The sequence below is a fragment of the Maridesulfovibrio zosterae DSM 11974 genome (genome assembly GCF_000425265.1).
Taxonomy (GTDB): Bacteria; Desulfobacterota; Desulfovibrionia; order Desulfovibrionales; family Desulfovibrionaceae; genus Maridesulfovibrio; species Maridesulfovibrio zosterae.
In genome coordinates, this window is sequence record NZ_AUDC01000011.1 from 308,595 (window position 1) to 328,152 (window position 19,558).

The 19,558-nt window shown below is 39.3% G+C and carries 18 protein-coding genes; 5 read left to right on the forward strand and 13 right to left on the reverse strand.

Features of this window, described 5'->3' with window-relative positions:
- Positions 1–27 precede the first annotated feature (27 nt).
- From H589_RS0105620 to H589_RS0105630, 3 genes are all read right to left on the reverse strand, one after another.
- Positions 28–3,030 carry a response regulator gene (locus H589_RS0105620; protein ID WP_027721132.1) on the reverse strand — a complete coding sequence of 1,001 codons (3,003 nt, stop codon included), beginning with the start codon at positions 3,028–3,030 and terminating at the stop codon, positions 28–30.
- A 23-nt stretch (positions 3,031–3,053) separates the two neighbouring features.
- A complete protein-coding gene (locus H589_RS0105625; RefSeq protein ID WP_027721133.1) occupies positions 3,054–4,112 on the reverse strand; it encodes an ABC transporter substrate-binding protein in 1,059 nt (352 codons plus the stop codon).
- 145 nt (positions 4,113–4,257) lie between these two features.
- Positions 4,258–5,136 carry an endonuclease/exonuclease/phosphatase family protein gene (locus tag H589_RS0105630; protein ID WP_245577047.1) on the reverse strand — a complete coding sequence of 293 codons (879 nt, stop codon included), beginning with the start codon at positions 5,134–5,136 and terminating at the stop codon, positions 4,258–4,260.
- Positions 5,137–5,352: 216 nt separating this feature from the next.
- Between H589_RS0105630 and H589_RS0105635 the strand changes: the two genes are divergently transcribed.
- Positions 5,353–6,120 (forward strand): substrate-binding periplasmic protein, encoded by a 768-nt coding sequence (locus tag H589_RS0105635; RefSeq protein WP_027721135.1) that lies wholly within the window; start codon positions 5,353–5,355, stop codon positions 6,118–6,120.
- Positions 6,121–6,133: 13 nt separating this feature from the next.
- Here H589_RS0105635 and H589_RS20880 read toward each other — a convergent pair whose 3' ends face one another.
- Positions 6,134–6,307 (reverse strand): hypothetical protein, encoded by a 174-nt coding sequence (locus H589_RS20880; protein WP_169433105.1) that lies wholly within the window; start codon positions 6,305–6,307, stop codon positions 6,134–6,136.
- Positions 6,308–6,698: 391 nt separating this feature from the next.
- On the opposite strand from H589_RS20880, the gene H589_RS0105650 reads away from it, so the two are divergent.
- Together H589_RS0105650 and H589_RS0105655 are read left to right on the forward strand one after the other, a co-directional pair.
- Positions 6,699–7,277, forward strand: coding sequence for a hypothetical protein (locus H589_RS0105650; RefSeq protein ID WP_027721137.1), 579 nt, complete (start codon positions 6,699–6,701; stop codon positions 7,275–7,277).
- A gap of 288 nt (positions 7,278–7,565) precedes the next feature.
- A complete protein-coding gene (locus H589_RS0105655; RefSeq protein WP_027721138.1) occupies positions 7,566–7,904 on the forward strand; it encodes a hypothetical protein in 339 nt (112 codons plus the stop codon).
- Positions 7,905–7,980: 76 nt separating this feature from the next.
- Here the strand turns inward: H589_RS0105655 and H589_RS0105660 are convergent, their stop codons facing one another.
- From H589_RS0105660 to H589_RS0105670, 3 genes are all read right to left on the reverse strand, one after another.
- Positions 7,981–8,709 carry a peptide arginase family protein gene (locus H589_RS0105660; protein WP_245577048.1) on the reverse strand — a complete coding sequence of 243 codons (729 nt, stop codon included), beginning with the start codon at positions 8,707–8,709 and terminating at the stop codon, positions 7,981–7,983.
- A gap of 353 nt (positions 8,710–9,062) precedes the next feature.
- Positions 9,063–9,299 (reverse strand): hypothetical protein, encoded by a 237-nt coding sequence (locus H589_RS20885; RefSeq protein WP_035075140.1) that lies wholly within the window; start codon positions 9,297–9,299, stop codon positions 9,063–9,065.
- Positions 9,300–9,497: 198 nt separating this feature from the next.
- Positions 9,498–10,154: a LexA family transcriptional regulator gene (locus H589_RS0105670; RefSeq protein ID WP_027721140.1), complete on the reverse strand. Its 657-nt coding sequence runs from the start codon at positions 10,152–10,154 to the stop codon at positions 9,498–9,500.
- Positions 10,155–10,317: 163 nt separating this feature from the next.
- Between H589_RS0105670 and H589_RS0105675 the strand changes: the two genes are divergently transcribed.
- Positions 10,318–10,617, forward strand: a complete 300-nt coding sequence (locus H589_RS0105675; RefSeq protein WP_027721141.1) for a hypothetical protein — start codon at positions 10,318–10,320, stop codon at positions 10,615–10,617.
- On the opposite strand, the gene rnr is transcribed toward H589_RS0105675, so the two are convergent.
- The 4 genes from rnr to H589_RS0105700 all read right to left on the reverse strand — a co-directional run bounded on the left by rnr (position 10,614) and on the right by H589_RS0105700 (position 16,709).
- A complete protein-coding gene (rnr, locus tag H589_RS0105680; RefSeq protein ID WP_027721142.1) occupies positions 10,614–12,851 on the reverse strand; it encodes a ribonuclease R in 2,238 nt (745 codons plus the stop codon). The two genes, H589_RS0105675 and rnr, sit on opposite strands and share 4 nt — an antisense overlap.
- A gap of 176 nt (positions 12,852–13,027) precedes the next feature.
- Entirely contained in the window at positions 13,028–14,092 is a 1,065-nt protein-coding gene (lpxK, locus tag H589_RS0105685) for a tetraacyldisaccharide 4'-kinase (protein ID WP_035075143.1), read from the reverse strand.
- 291 nt (positions 14,093–14,383) lie between these two features.
- A complete protein-coding gene (locus H589_RS0105695) occupies positions 14,384–15,115 on the reverse strand; it encodes a Bax inhibitor-1/YccA family protein (RefSeq protein ID WP_027721144.1) in 732 nt (243 codons plus the stop codon).
- 145 nt (positions 15,116–15,260) lie between these two features.
- A complete protein-coding gene (locus tag H589_RS0105700) occupies positions 15,261–16,709 on the reverse strand; it encodes an oligopeptide:H+ symporter (RefSeq protein ID WP_027721145.1) in 1,449 nt (482 codons plus the stop codon).
- Between the two features lie 228 nt (positions 16,710–16,937).
- Here H589_RS0105700 and H589_RS0105705 point away from each other — a divergent pair, with 228 nt between their 5' ends.
- Positions 16,938–17,144: a TOBE domain-containing protein gene (locus tag H589_RS0105705; protein ID WP_027721146.1), complete on the forward strand. Its 207-nt coding sequence runs from the start codon at positions 16,938–16,940 to the stop codon at positions 17,142–17,144.
- Positions 17,145–17,222: 78 nt separating this feature from the next.
- On the opposite strand, the gene H589_RS0105710 is transcribed toward H589_RS0105705, so the two are convergent.
- Positions 17,223–18,170 carry a calcium/sodium antiporter gene (locus H589_RS0105710; RefSeq protein ID WP_027721147.1) on the reverse strand — a complete coding sequence of 316 codons (948 nt, stop codon included), beginning with the start codon at positions 18,168–18,170 and terminating at the stop codon, positions 17,223–17,225.
- Positions 18,171–18,337: 167 nt separating this feature from the next.
- Positions 18,338–19,405: an adenine nucleotide alpha hydrolase family protein gene (locus tag H589_RS0105715; RefSeq protein ID WP_027721148.1), complete on the reverse strand. Its 1,068-nt coding sequence runs from the start codon at positions 19,403–19,405 to the stop codon at positions 18,338–18,340.
- Between the last annotated feature and the right edge of the window lie 153 nt (positions 19,406–19,558).

The window sequence follows — 19,558 nt, forward strand, 5'->3', positions numbered from 1 at the left end:
TTAAATTAATACTGCTCCTGAACATCGTCAGGAGCAGTATTTCAAAATAGATTTAACAAGAGTAATTTTTTTAATAGGCTTGGATATATAATCTGTACACCCTGCTTCAAGGCAGCGTTTTCGATCTCCAGAAGAAGTATTTGCCGTTAAAGCAACTACCGGAGTAGCCGGATAACCGTTGCCAGCTTCATATTCTCTTATTTCTTCAGTTGCCTCATATCCATTCTTCTCAGGCATCTGCATGTCCATCAGAACCAAATCAAAATTTTGATCTTTGTAGTAATCCACAGCCTCTTTCCCACTGCTTGCATGAGTCAAACGAAACGGCGTATCCTTCAAATAAAAATCCAAAAGCATTTGGTTGCTTTCTGAATCGTCAGCTATCAGGATTCGAAGCGGGAGTAGCTCTGCACTACTTGTGGGTTCAATTACATTTTCACCGTAAAGATCAAATATAGCCGTCCTTAACCCAGTCCGGGTAAGAGGCCAGCTAACACATCCCATTACACCAAAAAGTTTATTAATCTCAGGTTTGTTGCTGTTCCTTGGCGATGAAGAAAGAATACAAATTATTACATCATCTCTGTTCATGATTGCTTTGATGTTTTCAACTTCACTATATGAATCATCATCGCCAAGATTGTCGGAAATAATCACAAGCTCAGCATCCCTGCAACCGCTTTCATTTTCCAAAGAGTCTGGTAAATTAGAGAGAGGATAACATTTCGCGCCCCATTCATTCAAACAGGAACATATATAGCTGCGCATAAGAGTATTCTCGTCAATAACAAGAATTTCACGCCCCTTAAGGAGCTTTCGCACTTCAACAACTTCAGCAATAGGTTCATCTATGCTGTCCACAACAATTTCTGCACGAAACTCAGCCCCGCCGTCTGGCAAATTACAAACCGAGATATTTCCGTCCATCCGATCCACTAAATTACGTGTAATTGATAATCCAAGCCCCGTTCCACCGAATTTACGAGTCGTTGATGAATCAGCCTGCACAAAATTCTCAAATATAATGCCAATCTTATCTTCAGCTATTCCGATTCCAGTATCGCGTACAACAATGAAAAGACTCGATTTACCGCTTTCAACCTGTTCATGTAAAATATTTAAATTGACACTTCCAGAGTCTGTAAATTTTATTGCATTACTAAGCAAATTTACAATAATCTGCCTGATGCGTGTAGGATCTCCTATAAGTAAAGATGGAACCTCCGGACTAACGTTACAAGCAAACGAGATTCCTTTCTTCCATGCCGTAACAGACATGATTCCAGCGACTTCATCAATAAGGCTGTCAATATCGAATTTAGTTTTTTCAAGAGTAAGCTTGCCTGATTCAATCTTAGAAAGGTCAAGAATATCATTTATCAAACTTAGTAATGCTCTACCTGAATTTCTAAAAATAGAAACATAACTTGCCTGCTCAGACGTGAGACTGGTATCCGAAAGCATATCAGCCATACCCAGAATAGAATTCATGGGAGTACGGATCTCATGACTCATCTGAGCCAAAAATTCACTTTTTGTACGATTGGCCACCTCTGCTCGGGCCATAGCATTCTCTAGCTTCTTCAAAGTCTCGGATATGTGCGCTGAATTACGTTCTTCAACCTCCTTTGCCTTTAACAACTCAGATGCATAGCGCTGGAGATCTTCTTCATCCCTCTTACGATCAGTTACATCACGCACGACACTGAGCAAAGCATCTTGCCCTCTATACTTGATCTTACGTGAACGCACTTCACAGTAAACAGTTATCCCTGAACGGGTAATCATGGGACATCCAAAGCTGCCAGTGCTGTTGCCAGCAAAGAGAGCATTCAGGACCCCACGCAAAGATTGACGCTCATAGGCAGGGACAAGTTCAAAAAAAGTCTTTTTCAAAAATTCGATCCGCTCATACCCCAAATAAGCCTCGACAGTTGAATTAACTTCAAGGAAAAGACCATCTATATCGGTTATACAAACAAGATCACCTACGTTATCAAAAAAGAATTGATATTCCTCAAGTCCCTTAGTTTTGCGCAGGCTTTCCAGCATTGATGAAAGAGAATTGTTAAGAGCGTTAATTTCATACAGTCTGCTGCCTTTATCTTCAAACTTTCCTTCATATCCTTTGGAAATATCTTCTGCAAAATCCATTATCGCACGCAAGGGGCGACTTAATTTTCGGCTGATATATAGAGAAACAAAAATGCTGAGTCCTATAACAGCGACAAAAAAAGGCAGCAGCAACCAAAAAGTTCCATACAAAGAATTGTTAAGTCTATCATTGGAAACAAAATATGAAAGTCCGGGAACAAGAGAACTTCTAAAAAGTACTCCATCTATATTTCCGTCCAGAACAGCATCAGTTAAATCGTCATCACTATAATCGCCTTTAATCACATCAAGTTTCTCACCACTCAATAAATCATAAGCAATATTGTCATCAAACATTACCAGCCTTGCATCGACACTATTGGCAATAGAAGAAGATATTCTGGTTTCGGAAAGATTTACCTGACAGGCCGCACTACCGACAACTTCGGATCGACTTCGAATGGGGATGGAAAAAATAGTAATGAATTTACCGTCATTATCCCGGCAAAGAGAACAATTAAAGGGGGTCTCTTCAAGTGCTGAACGGAGTAAATTTTCATTATAAGGCTTTGAAGAAGAAGAAAAAATTCTTTTCTCCCCTTTGCGCATAATAAAATAATCAACCCCTGCGGGAACCTGATTATATTCAATGAGTTTTTCTAAAAGAGGATAATCAACACCAAGCATCATCGTTACACGAATAGAATTATCATGACCAAGTTCAGAAAGTCTTGACTTTGCCTGGTGCAAAAAACTGTAGACCTCAAGACTGTATTCTTCCCCCTCAGCCTTGACCCTATCCCCAAACTCATTTTTCAAGCTGTTGATATAACTATAAGAAAACACTCCGCCTAAAGCAAAAGCAGTAAAAACAACTAATCCGCAAAGAGTTGCTGAAATTAGCGTGGACAGCCTGTAAGTGTTATTACTCTTCATATATTGCAAGCTGGAAACCTTATCTAATTATTATAAATAACATCAGCGGCCATCAACACATCAGAAGGAATTTCCAACCCCAGTTCTTTAGCTCTTTTAAGATTAAATACTAGAGCATATCTTTGGGCATCTTCAATAGGAATATTACCAGGTGGCGTACCTTTCAAAATCCTTGCCACCATATTTCCTGCCTGACTGCCCATAAAAATAAAATCAACACCTGCACCACCAAGCATTCCAAGGCGGGCAAAGGAATAGTTTACAGGAATTCCTGGCTTGAGGCAGTTCTTAGCTGTCCATATAATAATTTCCGAAGTACTATAACTGTTGCCATTTTTATCCTTCAACACTGTCGCGACCGGATAAATTGTTCCGATTTCGGGATCATTACAAACGGAGTGAATAGTATCAATGTATTCTTCCCACGATGAGGTAGATGCGGTCGCAACTTCAATTCCAGTATCAATACCTCGAAGTTCTATATCTATCTGCTTCATCACCGCAACTCCAGTTGGAGATGCATCTGAAATAATCATCGCCTTTTTTAAATCAGGCAGTATCATTTTCTGGACGCGGAATGCTTCAGCAATGTGAAGTTTCTCATATACCCCTGTAATATTATGCCCAGGTCTATTACGCGAGTTCATCCATTTTTTCTTTAAATTGTAATCTTCAGGCTGCCCGTTCATCCCAGAAAAAACTACACTTACCCCTGTATCTAAAAGATCAAGTCCAACAGTGGCAAAAGCATTGTCATCTAATAAAACTACGACATCTGGTTTAAGCTGATCAATTTCCGATAAGACTTTATCAGCCTCTTTACGGATCAACTCAGGTGTATTGTTAACCTTTTTCGTATCCATGGCATAAGATAGGATATCTATATTCTTCCCATCAATGAAGCCATGCTTTGCAAGAGCTTCCACCACCCCTTGATGCTGTGGAGAACCACAAATATTCTTCAGGCTGTAGCTATGTATTATCAAAATTTTTTTTACATTTTCTTTAGATGCATAAGCAAAAGAACATATACTTAATATTATCAATACAAAATTAAGGCCTATGGTACCAAGTTTATTCATGGCTACTCCATTTTGCAAAAAACAATATACTGTGAACAACGAAAATATAAACTTTGTAAGTTCAACTGTAACACTTTTCATACATTTAAAAATAAAAACATACCCAACACAAGTGATTAGATAAATAAACACTATAAATAATAAGCTAAAATTCTAAATAAAAATTACCACTGACAGGTAAATGATCTGAAGAAGGTATGCCTTCAATAATTTTACTTTTATCAAGATGAAGACCATTTGAATAAAAAATAAAATCGTATCGATGCTTTCTCTCTGGGAAAGTATAATTGTAATGTATATCTGCGATAGAACTATTTTGCGTACTTCTAATTTCTTCTATCCCATCTAAATTATCCCAAAGAGTATTCATAAACGGTTCCTGCTGCATATCTACTTCAGGCACAGGAGTCCCTCTGATATAGGCTTGAAAATTAAAATCTCCACCAATAATAAATTCATGCCCTGCTCCTTGGCTTTTGATCCAATTCACCAAAAAATTTGTCTGAGCGACTCGAGCCGATCTACTCCAGACGCAAAGGTGGACATTATATATGTCAATAATTCGCCCTCCAAGATCTATCCCCACCTTCTGCATTGTTGACTTCCAAAGCAGAGGATAATAAAAAATATTGAGCATCCAGTTTTCGAAGTTCGATTTGGCTGAAGTCTGGGTATAATAATTTGAAACAATAGGATACTTTGAAATAATTACAGTTGCCTTCTTTATTTTATGTTCTTTACGCAGCGGGAAGTACATGTTCCAATCGACAACAGGTGCAGCATACTTCCATCCAAGCCCCTTCATGATATAATCGAGTTGATTTAAATACCACGAACGTTTTGAATTCAAGTCAACTTCCTGCAACAGAACAATCTCAGCTCTTTGACTTTTTATCATCGCTATCATGCAGTCTAGATTTTTAATAAAAAAAGACCTTGGATGATAATCAGCTAAAGTATGCTGTATTGGGCCGGCAGCAAATCCCATATTATAGCTGATTATTTTTATATGCTCTGAACTCAAATCAGGTACACCTAATTCAGTTGAGTACGTTATAATCTCACCTTTGTTTATAGAATCTATCTTATAATCCGCGTCCGAATACCACTTTACGACTATCCAAACACATATAAAAAAAAGAACAATTAAAAAAATAAGTGTAAATATTTTAAAAAAAGTATAAACATTATTCATTACAACCTCTCAAGCAAGTGTTTAATTACTTGCTGACAAAACAAAATGGATATGCATAGAAAATTTTTAAAAATAATGATTGTAGTGACACTGATAACATCCTGTTTATCAGCTATATCGTATGCAACTCCGCCTGAACAGGAACATATCAAAATACTTTTTGGGTATAGATTCCCTCCATTTTATACTGTTAGCTCCAAAAGATCCCCTTCAAACTCTTTACGGGGTATTTTTATAGATGTGCTTAAAAAATTCGAAAAAAAACATCCAGAATATATAATTCAATATAAATGTCTGCCACGTGCTCGTATATCAAAAGTATTGGCAGAAGGTGGTGGAGATGCCTTTGCTTTATCAAGTCCAATGTTTTTAAACAATGAGATAGTTGATAAATATACTGCGTCATCTCCATTATGGGAAGTTGGGGACCACCTGCTAGTCAAAAAAGACTCTCCAATTGCTGAGTCAGGCTTAAATTCTTTAATTGGTAAAAAAATTGCTGTACTTCATGGCAATGGATACGGTCTCTTAGATGAATATTTTAGCAGCGGTCTAATAAAAAAACATGCCGTATATGCAACTTCACAACAACTTATGCTTGTTTTAAAAGGTAGAGTTGATGCTGCTATATGTAATAAATCAACACTTCCTGATCTTATAAAAAGCTCAAAGCTTTCAATGGATGATTTTAAGATCATTGAATCACCGCTTTATACATTTAAACTTCACCTGCTAATAAAAAGCACTAAAAAAAAATTTATTAAAGACTTCAATGAATTTGTCGAAAAAGAGCAGTTACCAGTCATTAAATAAAATCCCGGAAGGCCTACTGGCCTTCCGGGAAATATAAAGGACAATTCTTTCCTTCGATGCGTACCAACCGTATTGGCTTGGGGTCCTTAATTTTTACTGGGTTAAAGCTGCGATAAATCTGAAATCCTGAGTTCAAAAGAAACATTCCACTGAGCAAAACAAGGCCCAACGCCAAAGTATTCCGCATTTACTAACCTCCGTCAGGAATAATTTTCACATTAAATAATAAATGCAAAAATGACGCCTGCAGAGATAGCTCTAGATAATTAAAGACATTTCAACTTGATTACGTATGCCTGGGCAATTTTTGCCCGCTCCATATTATTGCTACAGGTAAACTCAACGTAAAGATATTTACCCTTACTGGGATACGGACCACAACATTAACAATATTCCCATCTTTCAATATTATTTTCATTTCCGCATACAAAATTGTTATACGAATAAGGACAGACAGGATCGTAACCATTATAAACATTTTCATCACATTATAATTCATGCTACTCTTCCATTCGAAAGTAACGATAAGCAACTTATAAATTAAAATTGTCTCAGCAATATGCAGGAGAAAATTCATAATGCTCAGGATACCAGTCTTATTTTTTATAATACTATTCTCAGCGACTTCAAGTTCGGCTCAAGAATATCCATCTTTAAATAATCTAAAAAGACCGCGTTATGGCATCACAGAATATGAAAATAAATCGCCATCAAAAAATATTAATTCAACCAAAAACAATGCAATACAGATGGATAAAATCAATAATTCACGTTTTGCAGGAAAATTTAAAGGAAAGGTTACTGTTCACTATAAAGACACGATGATTACCACAGAAGCAACTATAGTTATCTCCGTAGATACTGAAGACCGTAACAGTCACTATGATCATTATTTATTGCCATCAAACGAGCAATATCTTGAAAATATATGGAAACTGGATCAATACAATGTTTTTCGTTCAATCACTATTTCAGACAACACTGTCTATGTTACAGATTTAATTAAATACGAAAATGGAGGCGGAAATTCTCAGATACGGACACTGGTTTTTACCAATGACTATTCTGCTCTTACTTTTCTAAAAACTGAATTTGATGACTCTGCAACCTCTCAGGCTACAGGACAGATAGTAGGAAGATTCATACGAGTTGATTAAATTCTATACAATTAATGAATTCCACTGCTCCAAATCAAGGAGTAGACTGGGGACATCTGAGGAAAAGACTAGTCGCTCATGGATAGTAAATGACGAAGTATTATGTTTTTGTACTACTCAGTAATGCTAAAAAAGACATTACAAGCAAGTGGCAATAAGATTAGATTTACAAAACATTTTTTGGAAGAAAATATTTTCATCATTGATGGTGCAAGATAAACTTGAAAAGTACCTGTTTTTATTTCATAATCACTTGATAAATGACCATAGTAAATTGGAGTTATATTAATGTACATTCTAAAAAAAGGCCAAGACAATAAATTTCAGGACCTTATACCATTAGGTGAAACTGACTGGCCAGATAATGTTAAAGCGGAAATCTGCGAATTTTTCAAAAACGCAGGCGTAGATGATCCCATGACTCAGAAACTTGTTGAACCTGGATTACAGGGGTTCAGATTTAAAAATAGTAAAGAAGAAATTGATTGGGATGATGTTGTTGCTTATTTCAAATACGAAGCTCTGAGCGTATTGGTAATGCACGACGACAAATTCAAAGAAAAGGCAGAAAAACTGTATACTGAATTTTTTGCCGATCACAAATTTAAAGTCTGGAATAGAGATTAACCCAGAGAAACAAATACTTAAGCCTCATCTATCTGCAAATGCAAAATTGACGAGGCTTTTTTATTAGATACTAGTCTTAAACAGGGAGATCAAATTTAATACCTAATCCAGTAAGCAACACTTGCAGAGCTTGTTCAGAACCGCTCCACCCTGCAGCACATTCAGGACTCAGGCTGATGGTCAGACTTTTTATAACATCTGCATCAATTGCTTTACGTAGTGCCACTCCCCATCCGGAGATGTACTCGTCTGTAAAAAGGCGCCCCATTTCTCCATTTGTCATACGACTAAAAAAATAATCCAGATCCAGATTAAAAATCCAGTTCCCTGTCAATCCACCAATAGCTGAAGGAAATTCCCAAGGATCATATGCGGCGTAACGAACGGAGTTAGGTGCAGAGCCCTTGCCATGAGTAGCAAATGCCCAGTCAGTTATTTTATCCTTATATCTTTCAATGAATAATCCCAGATAATTATCCCATCTAAAAAGCGGAGTTACAGAAAAAAAATCATTTTCATAACCACAGGCCAGATAGTCTACAATAGTCATATCTTCAAAGTTATCATGTGGAAAATGCCGGTAATCTTTATCCGAAAATAATGCATCAAAATGTCTATCCACATGAAAAAGGCTCAGCTCTTTTTCTCTTTTAAGACAATCCAACCAGCACCATAACGCCCCTCTGTGATTATCCATGATAAAAATATTATCCTGCTTCCATAAAAAATTAAGATTTATTGCTGTAGAATGATTACGCCCTTGAAAATCTACGATCCACTCTCCCATATTACCCTCACTATCCATAATTTATCTCAGCTATGTAATTGCCCTGCAAATCTTTATCAGCCCATATAATGCGGTCCAATGCATCAAACAGTACCGCATAAAAAACTTTCATTAAATAACTATAGAAGTCAAAATAAATGTAATGCCGATATATTGAAATGTTTTGCAGACATATTTTATGGTCAAATTAATTAAGCCGCCCGAACGGGCGGCTTAGATGGGGGATGAGAGATGGATAAAGTGTGTTAGATGAGATCAACTGTTTCGAGTCGGCAACAGGGGAGAAGCCGACCGAAATTTTAAAATTTTATTATTAAGTTTCCGCACCAACTTCGAAAACATTTTTGTAAACTGTAACTAAACATTAATTTTCACTTTAGGCTATTAATATCGAGAGGACATCCACACTCAGGACAAATTCTAATTGTCTTGCCGAATGTTGAACCCATCACCCAGAAACGGGTGAACCAGTCTGTGGATTTCTTATTCTGGTACTGCACCATGACCCGGTTGCCGCACTTGCAAAATCTTTCCTGCATGAATGCCTCCTGCTCATTTAGCTTATCTGAAAAGAAAAGGTCTTCACCTTCTCGCTGAACTCTCGCCATGTGACGACTTCAATTAATCACAACAAAACACCTATGTCAATCTAAAATAAACACTAGATAAACAAAAAGAATACACTTTCAATATAAATCGCTTTAATACGAATACTTAAAATAAAAAAAAGCCTCCCAAAAAAGGAGGCTTCAAGAAATTCGAATTTTAAAATCCAGCAACAAACAGCTAATCAGGATCAAATAGAATTAGTGATACTCGCGAGAAACCCAGACCACTTGCCCGAGCACTCTGACATTTTCAAGTTCATCTCCCCCTAGATAAATGGGAGAATAATCTTTATTATCGCTATGTAATACAACCTGACCGGGTCTCTTCTCAACCCGTTTAACCATAACAGTATCCTCAACGCCTACAGCATAAATACCACCGGCAAGAATATTCTGTCGCGACTGATCCAATAAAACAATGTCACCTTCTTTGAGTTCTGGCTCCATACTGTTTCCATATACTTCCATAAGTACCATATGAGAAGGATTGCCTTTGCTTCCGATCCAGTCTTTGCGAAATGCATAATACCCTTCTACCTGACCGCCGGTTTCAAAAGATCCTCCTCCGGCAGAAAGACGGGCCGCAACTTTTGGAATACGTTCAAATTCCCCTGCGAACTCTTCTGCACTGACCTCCGGGCGAGGCGCTCCTAGACCTGATTCAAGCCAGGTTGAGTCTATATTATATCTTACAGAAAGCTCAAGAATCCATCGAGGAGGAACCATCCCCTTCTTCTTAACCAATGAAATAGCAGCCCGCCCGACACCAAGTTCACGAGCAAGCTGCGCCTGTGTTGAAATATCAGTCTGACTTTTAAGTCTTTCAAAAAATGAATCGAAATCTTTATTTTGCATTGCTTCCCCGTATTAATATATATTTAACAGCAACGTTAACCTATGGTTAACACACGCAAAACATTATCGCAACCATTTTGTAAACAGACAACGCTTTTAAAAAAAAATTATTTGTAGTAAAGAGCACGAATAGTTAAGAGATATTCACTTTGGAGTTTTTTTGATGAGTAACGACCTTGCTGTTAAGAATCTGGCTGCAAAATATGCAGAACATTTTGATTTCGACTTCGGTGATTCTGGAGTCGAGCTCATGTTACTTGAGAATGCTCCTAACGGTCTCAAAAAAATGATCCGCGATCTATGTGGAAGCACTAGTTCAGAATCATTGGTAAAAATATACGAAGCACTCAACGCAATTGCTGAGTGCGACGATATTTATCAATGTGAAATTGATGAGAAAGTTTGTGAACTAACACTATTTTGCAAAATTGCACGCAGAATAGAGCAGATTGCTGTAGGCTAAACAAATTTCTTATAATCTTCACCGCCCTCAACCAACGCCAAATCAGCTTCCAGCATTTCCAGACTTACTGACTCAAGGCGAACAGTAATTTTCTGTCCAAGACGAAAAGCCTTACCAGTCCGTTCTCCAACGATCAGCTGACGATCTGCCCAGAATGTATAGTAATCATCATCGAGTCGGGATAACCTGAGCATTCCTTCCGCCATCACTTCCTGAAACTCTACCCAGAAACCAAAATCAGCCATGGATGAAATTATTCCGGTAAAATCTTCTCCGACTTTATCTTTAAGAAAAATAATGGTCAGGCGTTTCAATATTTCACGCTCAGCTTCCATAGCAACACGCTCACGGGCACTCAGGTTTGTACCGATTCGTAAGAGCTGTTTATCTCCGGGTATGGCTTGATGTGTATCGCCTAAGGCCACTTTAAGTAACCTGTGAACAACAAGGTCGGCATAACGTCTAATGGGTGAAGTGAAATGGCAGTAACAATCAGAAGCAAGCCCGAAGTGCCCCTCATTTACAGGTTCATATTTAGCCTGCTTCATAGAGCGGATCATAAGTCTGCTGATTAAGAACTCCTGATCTGTTCCTTCAGATTCCTGCAAAATATGTTGCAGTGATTCAGGAGTAACAGGATCAGGAACGTCTTTACTGATGCCCATTTTGCGAAGCACCTTGAAAAGGCTTACCAATTTCTCTGAATCCGGTCCGGGATGAACTCGGTACAGGCAGCCCATATTTTTTTCAGTCAGAAATTCAGCAACAGCTTCATTGGCCGCTATCATAAATTCTTCAATTATCTGATGAGCAAAATTACGGCATCTAGGGCGTATATCTACGGTTTTACCCTGCAAATTAAACATAATCTCCGGCTCAGGCAGATCAAATTCAAGACTTCCGCGTCCTTTACGAATGGTATTAATTTTTCGAGCCAGCTTTTCCGCCACTTCCAGCATGGGAACAAGATCACTTATTTTCTCACGCTCCGCCTCATCTCCTTCGATAATCGCAGCGAAGACCTCATCATAAGTGAGACGTGCATGGCTTTTAATTACCGCAGTCGCAAATTTTGAAGACTGAGGTTCGCCGGACTCATTGAACTCAATGGTGGCAGTCATTGCCAGACGATTAACATTCGGATTTAAACTGCACAGCCCGTTACTGAGAGCTTCAGGAAACATCGGTTCAACAGATTTAGGGAAATAATACGAATTGCCGCGCTGCAATGCTTCACGGTCCATGGGAGAATCCATTGCTACGTAATGGCTCACATCCGCAATTGCCACTCTTAAGCAATATCCGGATGAGGTTTTCTCAACGTGTACGGCATCGTCAAAATCTTTGGCAGTAGCTCCGTCAATTGTGACAAAAGGTATATCACGCATGTCGACACGCTCAGAAAAATCATTTTCTTCAGGTGCGTCTGGCAATGAATCCGCCTGAGCAAGAACCTTTGCAGGAAAATCAGTAGAGATAGCATGATTAGCTTTAACAACTGCTTCCTGTACCAGCGCATCATCTTCCTGTCCCAGAAATTTAAGAATGCGGCCTTCCCACAGATTTGGATTAATCTGATTACCGGGAGCAACCAGTAAGACATCGCCATTATTTATCTGCGAAAAATCAACATCTGTTTCAATGGATTCGAGCGGATATATTTCATTGCCATCATCATCCAGCAAACGCTCTTCAGGCAGATAAAAATCAGGGTCGACGACAATACCAAGATCCATCTTTGGATCAGTAGGATGACAAAGTAATGCAGTCCCGCCCATAGGACGGATAACCCGTACAGGAAAAACCTGCTTGCCACGCTCAAGAACACGGACAACCCGTCCCTCTTCCCGCTTACCTCTGCTTTCACTGTTAATAGCAACAGTGACCCTGTCTCCATGCCATGCATCGCGCATATTTTTGGGATGAATAAAAATATCTTTACGCCCTTTTTCATCAGGCAAAACAAAAGCCACACCGGATCGTTGAACCTGCAGCTTTCCGGTAACCATATTCATTTTATCTACAACACCATAACTGCTGCCTATCTTGATAATTTTTCCATCTTTAACAAGTCCCTTTAAAATATCTTTAACAAATTTGCGGTGTCTTTTGGTGAGTCCAAGTCTCTTTTCAAGCTCGCCAACGGATAATGGTTTTTTGCTGGCTTTAAAAACATTCATAGCCTCATAAGGCTTAATCATTCCGGGATTCTTAGATTTTCTTTTTTTTCCCACTTTATTATATCCTGATAGTAATGTGCTGCGCACTTTTATATTTACAAATTACTCTGTCGATAGAGATAAAAACGATTATTAAATTATGACGCTAAATCCATACGCATCGTCACCTCTAACGCATGAAATGCAATCTCTTTAATATTATTAATTAAGGCTGATATTAACAGATATTTCTATTTCTTATGCAACTTTTTCTCAGTCCACCATTCATTGAAACTCAACTCTTCTGTTCCGTCAAAAAATATCGATTCTTTAAATTCTACTTCTAAATCAATCACATAAAAATCTTCACACCCAAGATTAGTCAATTTAATTGCGTCTTTTGGAGTACATATTATTTTCTTGGCAGCCACAGTCACTGCTTTTCGTCTGATAAGCTCTACATCCTTCCAGCTGTATGCATGATGATCTTTAAAAACCATACATTCAGCAGGGGCCCTGCCCAGATACTTTGTCGCATCCTTTAAAAGCAATTCAGGCTTTCCAATACCGGAAAAAAGTAAGAAACTATCATTTCCAAATTCTATTCTATCGTTGCCACCAAGAAGCTTCAGTCCTTTGGCTTCCAAATTAAATTGAAAAACTGGTTTACCAAATCCACTCAGCTTTTCACTTACTAAATATCGCATGGAATTAAAATCATCAGGACTACTCTTAACAAAAAAGACATCCGCCCGATGCAAAGCCTGCACGCTTTCACGCCAAGTTCCTCGAGGAATAACTTTATTCCATCCGCTAGTAAAATCATCTGGAGTCATGAGTACAAAATCTAAGTCACGCTGCACAGCCATGTGCTGAAATCCGTCATCCAAAATTATAAAATCAGGTTTAAATTCAGCAGAAACCCAGCGACCTGATCTTTTACGTACAGGATCAACAACTACCATAGCCTCAGGATTAGCTGCCGCCAGCATTAAAGGCTCATCTCCTGCTTCAGCAACAGGACTGTTTTTCAGTACAGGATAAGGATGCTCTGGCGGCTTTGCTCCATAGCCACGGGTAAGCACTGCGACCCTTAGTCCATGACCTTCTGCCCATCTGAGCAACCAACCTGTTAACGGTGTTTTACCGCTTCCACCGGAACCGATATTCCCAACAGAGATGCAGGGACATTGAGGCTGAAACAGCTCATAACTACCTTCAGAATAACGATCGGCACGTATTTTCATAATCGCACCGTATCCTTTAGAAAGAGGGGTCAGTATCGGGCTTAAAATATTTTGTATTTCAATCAGCATACGCACAAGCCTTAGGTGTCAGTGACGGAAGTTAATCCAAACTTAATTTAATCAATTAAAATTAAGCATGCCCTATTACTACTTATTATTTTCGTAAAAGCTACTATTGGTCCTGCAAAATTAAATAAAGCAAAAGTCTTAACTCAACACTATATAATAATTTTACGGACAAAAAGCCCACAACTAATTGGATTGAAAGATGAAAAAAACCATGCAGGCAGGAATAAAAAAAATATGCTCTGCCAAATTTAAAAATCCGGCAGAGCATAACTATATTGGAGTTGATTAGAACTATTCGCGGTTACCCATAAGACGCAGCAGGAATATGAACATGTTTATAAAATCAAGGTACAAGGTAAGTGCTCCCATGATGGTTCCACGCCTTACAGCAGTGGCATCATCCGCCGGGATAAAATCACCCATATCTTTAAGCTTCTGTGAGTCATAAGCTGTCAGTCCGGCAAAAATAAATACGCCAAGAATTGAGATCGCAAAAGTCATAGCAGAACTATGCATAAACATATTTACAACCATCGCAATAAGAAGACCGAAAACACCCATCATCATGAACGCGCCCATTCCGGTAAGATTACGACGAGTAGTCAAACCATATAATGACATGGCACCGAACATTCCTGCGGTTACCAGAAAAGTCTGAAAAATTGATGCAGATGTGTATGCAATCAAAATAGTTGAAAGAGTCAGACCGTTCAGAGCACTGTATGCCATAAACAATCCGGTAGCAGCGCTGGCCGAAAGTTTAGAGATACGCATACTGAGATAAAAGACCAAACCAATCTCACCTATAGCTGCAACCCAGAACAGCATTGTTGGTGCAATCATACCGGTCTCAGGATTCTGAGCCAGAACCAGGTTCAAAACAGCGGGAGTTGAAAGAGTAACCCATGCTACAGCTGCTGTTGCAAGCAGTCCGGCACTCATCCAACTGTAAATTCCACGCATAAAAGCGTTAAGGACTTCCGGTCTCGCACTTACAGAGCCGGCTGTACCAAATCTACTCATAGTATCCTCCAAATCATTTTTTTAATCTTTTCATTAAACGGATGCCATGCACCCGTATATGTTTAACCTACTTACCAAGTAAGGTAGACATCTTCTGCATGGCTGGCAAGTAATTTAGGTCAATTAAAAAATAGACACGCAACAATTATTCACTGATATACCTTTTGAGAACAGGAACAAATGCGGCCATGACAATGCCTATCCCACCGGTAACCAGCCCTATATTCATAAATAGATCACCATATATTACAAGTGATTTTAAGGCAGTAATACCGTGTTCAGGCACGCTTGCTATTGTGGCGATTTCTCCGCCCAGCACCATGGCAATTGATTGAAACATGAACCATGCCCCCATCATAAACCCCATTGATCTTTCAGGAGTCAGTCTGGATACCATTGCCAATCCCAGCCCACTGACCAAGAGTTCACCAAGACTCTGAAAGGCATAACTCAACACCAGCCAATTACCTGAGACGTACCCACCTGCATCAGCTCTATACTCAGCAACAAAGGCGAGAGTCATAAAAGCAGCGCAGCACATAATCATGCCCATTGCAAATTTCCCAGGAAGTGAAAAGTCGTTTCCTGCTTTATCCAGTTTAGCATAAACAACCGCCAGCACAGGACTTAAAACCATTACCCAAAACGGATTCAAAGCTTGAAAAGATGCAGGTTCAACCGGGATCCCTAAAATTACCGGATGCACATTACGAGCGGCAAAAAGATTTAAAGATGTTGGCATCTGCTGATATAGAGCAAAGAAAACTATTGCCTCAACCATAAGGATCAAACAAACAATAAGATTAGCCCGCTCATGCACCTCTGCTTTTAGTATTTCTCGCACATAAAGAACGGCAACAACTACAAGTGCAGAATAAAGCAACCCATGAGCAATAATCAGATTCTTAAGTAACAGTGCAGAAACTGTCGCAATAAGAGCTGTTCCAAGAATGGTCAGCATGAGTTTACTGATTGAAAGCGGTTCAAAGTCTGCTTTCGAGCCAATAGGTTCAAGTACAGACCTGAATATAATATAATTAAGAATTGCTATAACCATACCTATGAAACAGACAAAAAATCCGGCATTCCACCCATAATGTTTTTGAATAATAGGGCATAAAGACATCGCTGCAAAAGAACCAATATTAATTGCCATGTAGTAAATGGTAAAAGCAGCGTCTACTCGCGAATCCCCTTTGTCATATAATTTGGACACCAATGCGGAAGGATTCGCCTTGAAGAGCCCATTACCGGCAATTATCAGCCCAAGTGCAGGATAAAGAAACCTTTCACAGTCCATGCCGAGCAAACCATATCCTCCGGCAAGAACAAGCGCTCCCAGAAACATGGTTCTCCGGTTACCGAGAATTTTATCCCCTACGTATCCACCTACACATATAAAAGCGTAAACAAGGGCTGCAAAAGCACTGAAAGTAGAATCGGCCAGATTATCGTTGAACCCCAGTTTTTTAACCATGAACAGGACAAGAAGGGCCTGCATTCCGTAATAACCAAACCGCTCCCACATTTCCACCGAGAATAGTAGATAAAACGGTTTTGGATGACTAAATGCTCCACTTGAACTTTGAGACATGACAACTCCTTTAACTGACTGATTTAGTAGTAATATGCACTATATAGCAAATAAGAATGAATTGCGAGAAAGATCGCTTCTAATAGAAGACAAAATGTAAACGAACTACATTAGAGCCTTTTACATCCTTCTATGCATCTATATAAACAACAAATAAGCATTTGACTTTTATCAAAAGAATAACATAAAAGCTTCTCACATATTAATCTCAACCGCAAGGATGTAAAAATGAAACTTAGCGCACGTAACTTTATCCCAGGTAAAATCAAACAGATCACTGTTGGACTAGTAAACGCAGAAGTAATCATTGAGGTTGCTCCAGGCGTAGAAGTAGCATCAGTAATAACCAAACACTCAGTTGAAAACATGGATCTTAAAGAAGGTGACACAGTAAATGCCATGATCAAGGCAACAAGTGTTATGGTAGCCAAATAAGCTATTATATGCCGAATAAGAAAGCCCTGTGAACGTACGTTCACAGGGCTTTCTTATTTTGCAATAAGATAAATTCAATCATCCCATAAAATCATGTGCCCAACGTCCCAGACTTAAAGCGACTAGAATTGCTCCTTCCAGGCGACTAACTTTCCAACCTGTGCGAATAAAGACCAGAACAAGCCCCACCATTCCTACCAGCACCGCTAATCCGGGCAAAGCTTCAGGAGTAACATCAAGAGGTCGAAGTACACAGGTCAACCCCAGAACTCCCGCAAAATTGAAAAAATCGCTACCTATCAGATTACCGAGAAGCATTTCATTACGGCCCTTCATTGACGCAGCAAGACAGGTCACCAGTTCAGGCAAAGAAGTTCCAGCAGCAACAATGGTCACTCCTATGACCCAATTGGAAACACCGAAGTGACGGGCAATTTCTGAGGCAGAATCAACCATAAATTCACCGCCAAGAGCAATGCCTATAAATCCGACCAACAACTTGAGCCAGTCTTTTGATGAGACCTCTCCTGTAGCACTATCGTCAACCTCAGGAATAACACCGGAAAGATTTCTGGCAGCCCTTTTACTGTGAATCATTAGATAACCAATGTAACCACCCAAAATAACGAGCAGCATGATACCTGCAGAACGATCCAGCTTATCAAAATATGCAAGTCCCAGAATCAAAGCTGTGGTTGCCAGTAAAAGGGGCGCATCACGCATGGCAAGAGAACGATTAGTAGGTAACGGCTTAATAAGTGCCATCAGCCCCAAGATGAAGCCAAGATTAAAAATATTAGAACCGACAACATTAGACAAAGAGATATCTGACATCCCTTTAAATGCAGCGGTTGCGGTAACCAGAAATTCCGGTGCAGATGTTCCGGCAGCAACAATAGTCAATCCAATCACTAGATCGGAAACTTTATATTTACGCGCAATCTTCGACGCAGACTCAACGATCCAGTCCGCCCCGAACCAAAGTAGAAAAATACTGAGCAGAAAAAAAGCTATATTAGAAACCATATATTCTCCGGGACATTTTTAAATTTAATATGGACTTAGCCTTTTTGCGATAGATGCCCATCGGCAGCGGAAAAAGAAAAATACCATTTCAGTCTTGATCAGAAATACTTATAGAACCTTGACCAGCACTTTATCACACAGACTTATGATCTAAAAATGAAAATAGATTAAACTCTTTTAGTTTGCTTTTGCTCATCTCTAGCCATTTTCCACTCTTTAAGCCCATCAAGATCAGGACCGGCAAAACCGGTATCGGTATCCCGTGAAGGCATAACAGATACTACAATTTCTCCATCAGGACCGATAATTGCCACGTGTACCTTTTCGCCGGACTGAACTGCCTTTGGAGAAAAAGATGCTGTCAATGCAGCGGCATCAAGTATTTCATCTTTACTCCACTCTTCTGCCCTAAAGGCGCGGCCTATACTGAGCGGACCGGGGAAACCTCTAACTTCAAACATATAATCTGAATCATCAAAAAGATCTTCCATTTTATCATTATCACTATGATTTCTGCCAATTGCCAGCAGTTTATTTCCGGCCCAGTACTGACGTCCTGTGGTCCCGAGCTGAAAAGAATTTACATCCGGAATATCAAGTTTCTTGAGCAGCGGAAAAAAACGTGCGGCATTCTCAATTTCAGTTAATTTACAGCCTCCACCAGGAGTAGGGATCTCTGTAAATCCATAATCTTTAGCCATTGCAAGCTGCTCTTTACGGCCCCTTCCATATATGTTGGGTAGCTTTGACCTATCAACCAGCCCCGACTCTTCCATCGGTGTAACAGGCTGGCTCTGAGCACAAAGAGGACGTAAAAGAAAATCCTTTGAATCAGAACTGTTCTTAATGGCATTAAGTGCCGTTGGTCGCTGGGACATAGGCCTCTGTCCCACAACCTCACCGGAAATAATAAACTTAGCCCCGAATTCATCAAGCATGGATTTTACATGGCTGATCATCATAATTTTACAATCCACACATGGATTGATCAGCTTGCCCATTCCGTACTCAGGAATATCCATCATCATTTTTATATATTTTTCACTGATATCAACAGCCATGATTTCAACACCGTAGATTTCCTGCCAGTGTTCTATCTTTTCAGGATTACCGAAAAACGGTGTTACAAAATGGATCCCCAAAACTTTGAGTCCCTGATCCTGAATAACCTTGCATGCCAATATACTGTCCAGCCCGCCTGAAAAAAGGGCCAATGCGTCATATTTATTGTTCATGGGGCGGCTGTACCTTCATTTTTTAAAAACCGCAACAAAATCTGCCCTCCTTACTCATTGCGTTATTTAAGGACGTTTGATATTGGAAGCAGTTGCTTGGTGCGTCAAAAATTACTTTTTACAGACAGCACGCAGGCATAGGACGCTCACCGT

Bases quoted from the DNA above. Each gene is read 5' to 3' on its own strand.
- H589_RS0105620 (WP_027721132.1), bottom strand. From the start codon at position 3,030: ATGAAGAGTAATAACACTTACAGGCTGTCCACGCTAATTTCAGCAACT.
- H589_RS0105625 (WP_027721133.1), bottom strand. From the start codon at position 4,112: ATGAATAAACTTGGTACCATAGGCCTTAATTTTGTATTGATAATATTA.
- H589_RS0105635 (WP_027721135.1), top strand. From the start codon at position 5,353: ATGGATATGCATAGAAAATTTTTAAAAATAATGATTGTAGTGACACTG.
- H589_RS20880 (WP_169433105.1), bottom strand. From the start codon at position 6,307: ATGCGGAATACTTTGGCGTTGGGCCTTGTTTTGCTCAGTGGAATGTTT.
- H589_RS0105650 (WP_027721137.1), top strand. From the start codon at position 6,699: ATGCTCAGGATACCAGTCTTATTTTTTATAATACTATTCTCAGCGACT.
- H589_RS0105655 (WP_027721138.1), top strand. From the start codon at position 7,566: ATGTACATTCTAAAAAAAGGCCAAGACAATAAATTTCAGGACCTTATA.
- H589_RS0105660 (WP_245577048.1), bottom strand. From the start codon at position 8,709: ATGGATAGTGAGGGTAATATGGGAGAGTGGATCGTAGATTTTCAAGGG.
- H589_RS20885 (WP_035075140.1), bottom strand. From the start codon at position 9,299: ATGGCGAGAGTTCAGCGAGAAGGTGAAGACCTTTTCTTTTCAGATAAG.
- H589_RS0105670 (WP_027721140.1), bottom strand. From the start codon at position 10,154: ATGCAAAATAAAGATTTCGATTCATTTTTTGAAAGACTTAAAAGTCAG.
- H589_RS0105675 (WP_027721141.1), top strand. From the start codon at position 10,318: ATGAGTAACGACCTTGCTGTTAAGAATCTGGCTGCAAAATATGCAGAA.
- lpxK (WP_035075143.1), bottom strand. From the start codon at position 14,092: ATGCTGATTGAAATACAAAATATTTTAAGCCCGATACTGACCCCTCTT.
- H589_RS0105695 (WP_027721144.1), bottom strand. From the start codon at position 15,115: ATGAGTAGATTTGGTACAGCCGGCTCTGTAAGTGCGAGACCGGAAGTC.
- H589_RS0105700 (WP_027721145.1), bottom strand. From the start codon at position 16,709: ATGTCTCAAAGTTCAAGTGGAGCATTTAGTCATCCAAAACCGTTTTAT.
- H589_RS0105705 (WP_027721146.1), top strand. From the start codon at position 16,938: ATGAAACTTAGCGCACGTAACTTTATCCCAGGTAAAATCAAACAGATC.
- H589_RS0105710 (WP_027721147.1), bottom strand. From the start codon at position 18,170: ATGGTTTCTAATATAGCTTTTTTTCTGCTCAGTATTTTTCTACTTTGG.
- H589_RS0105715 (WP_027721148.1), bottom strand. From the start codon at position 19,405: ATGAACAATAAATATGACGCATTGGCCCTTTTTTCAGGCGGGCTGGAC.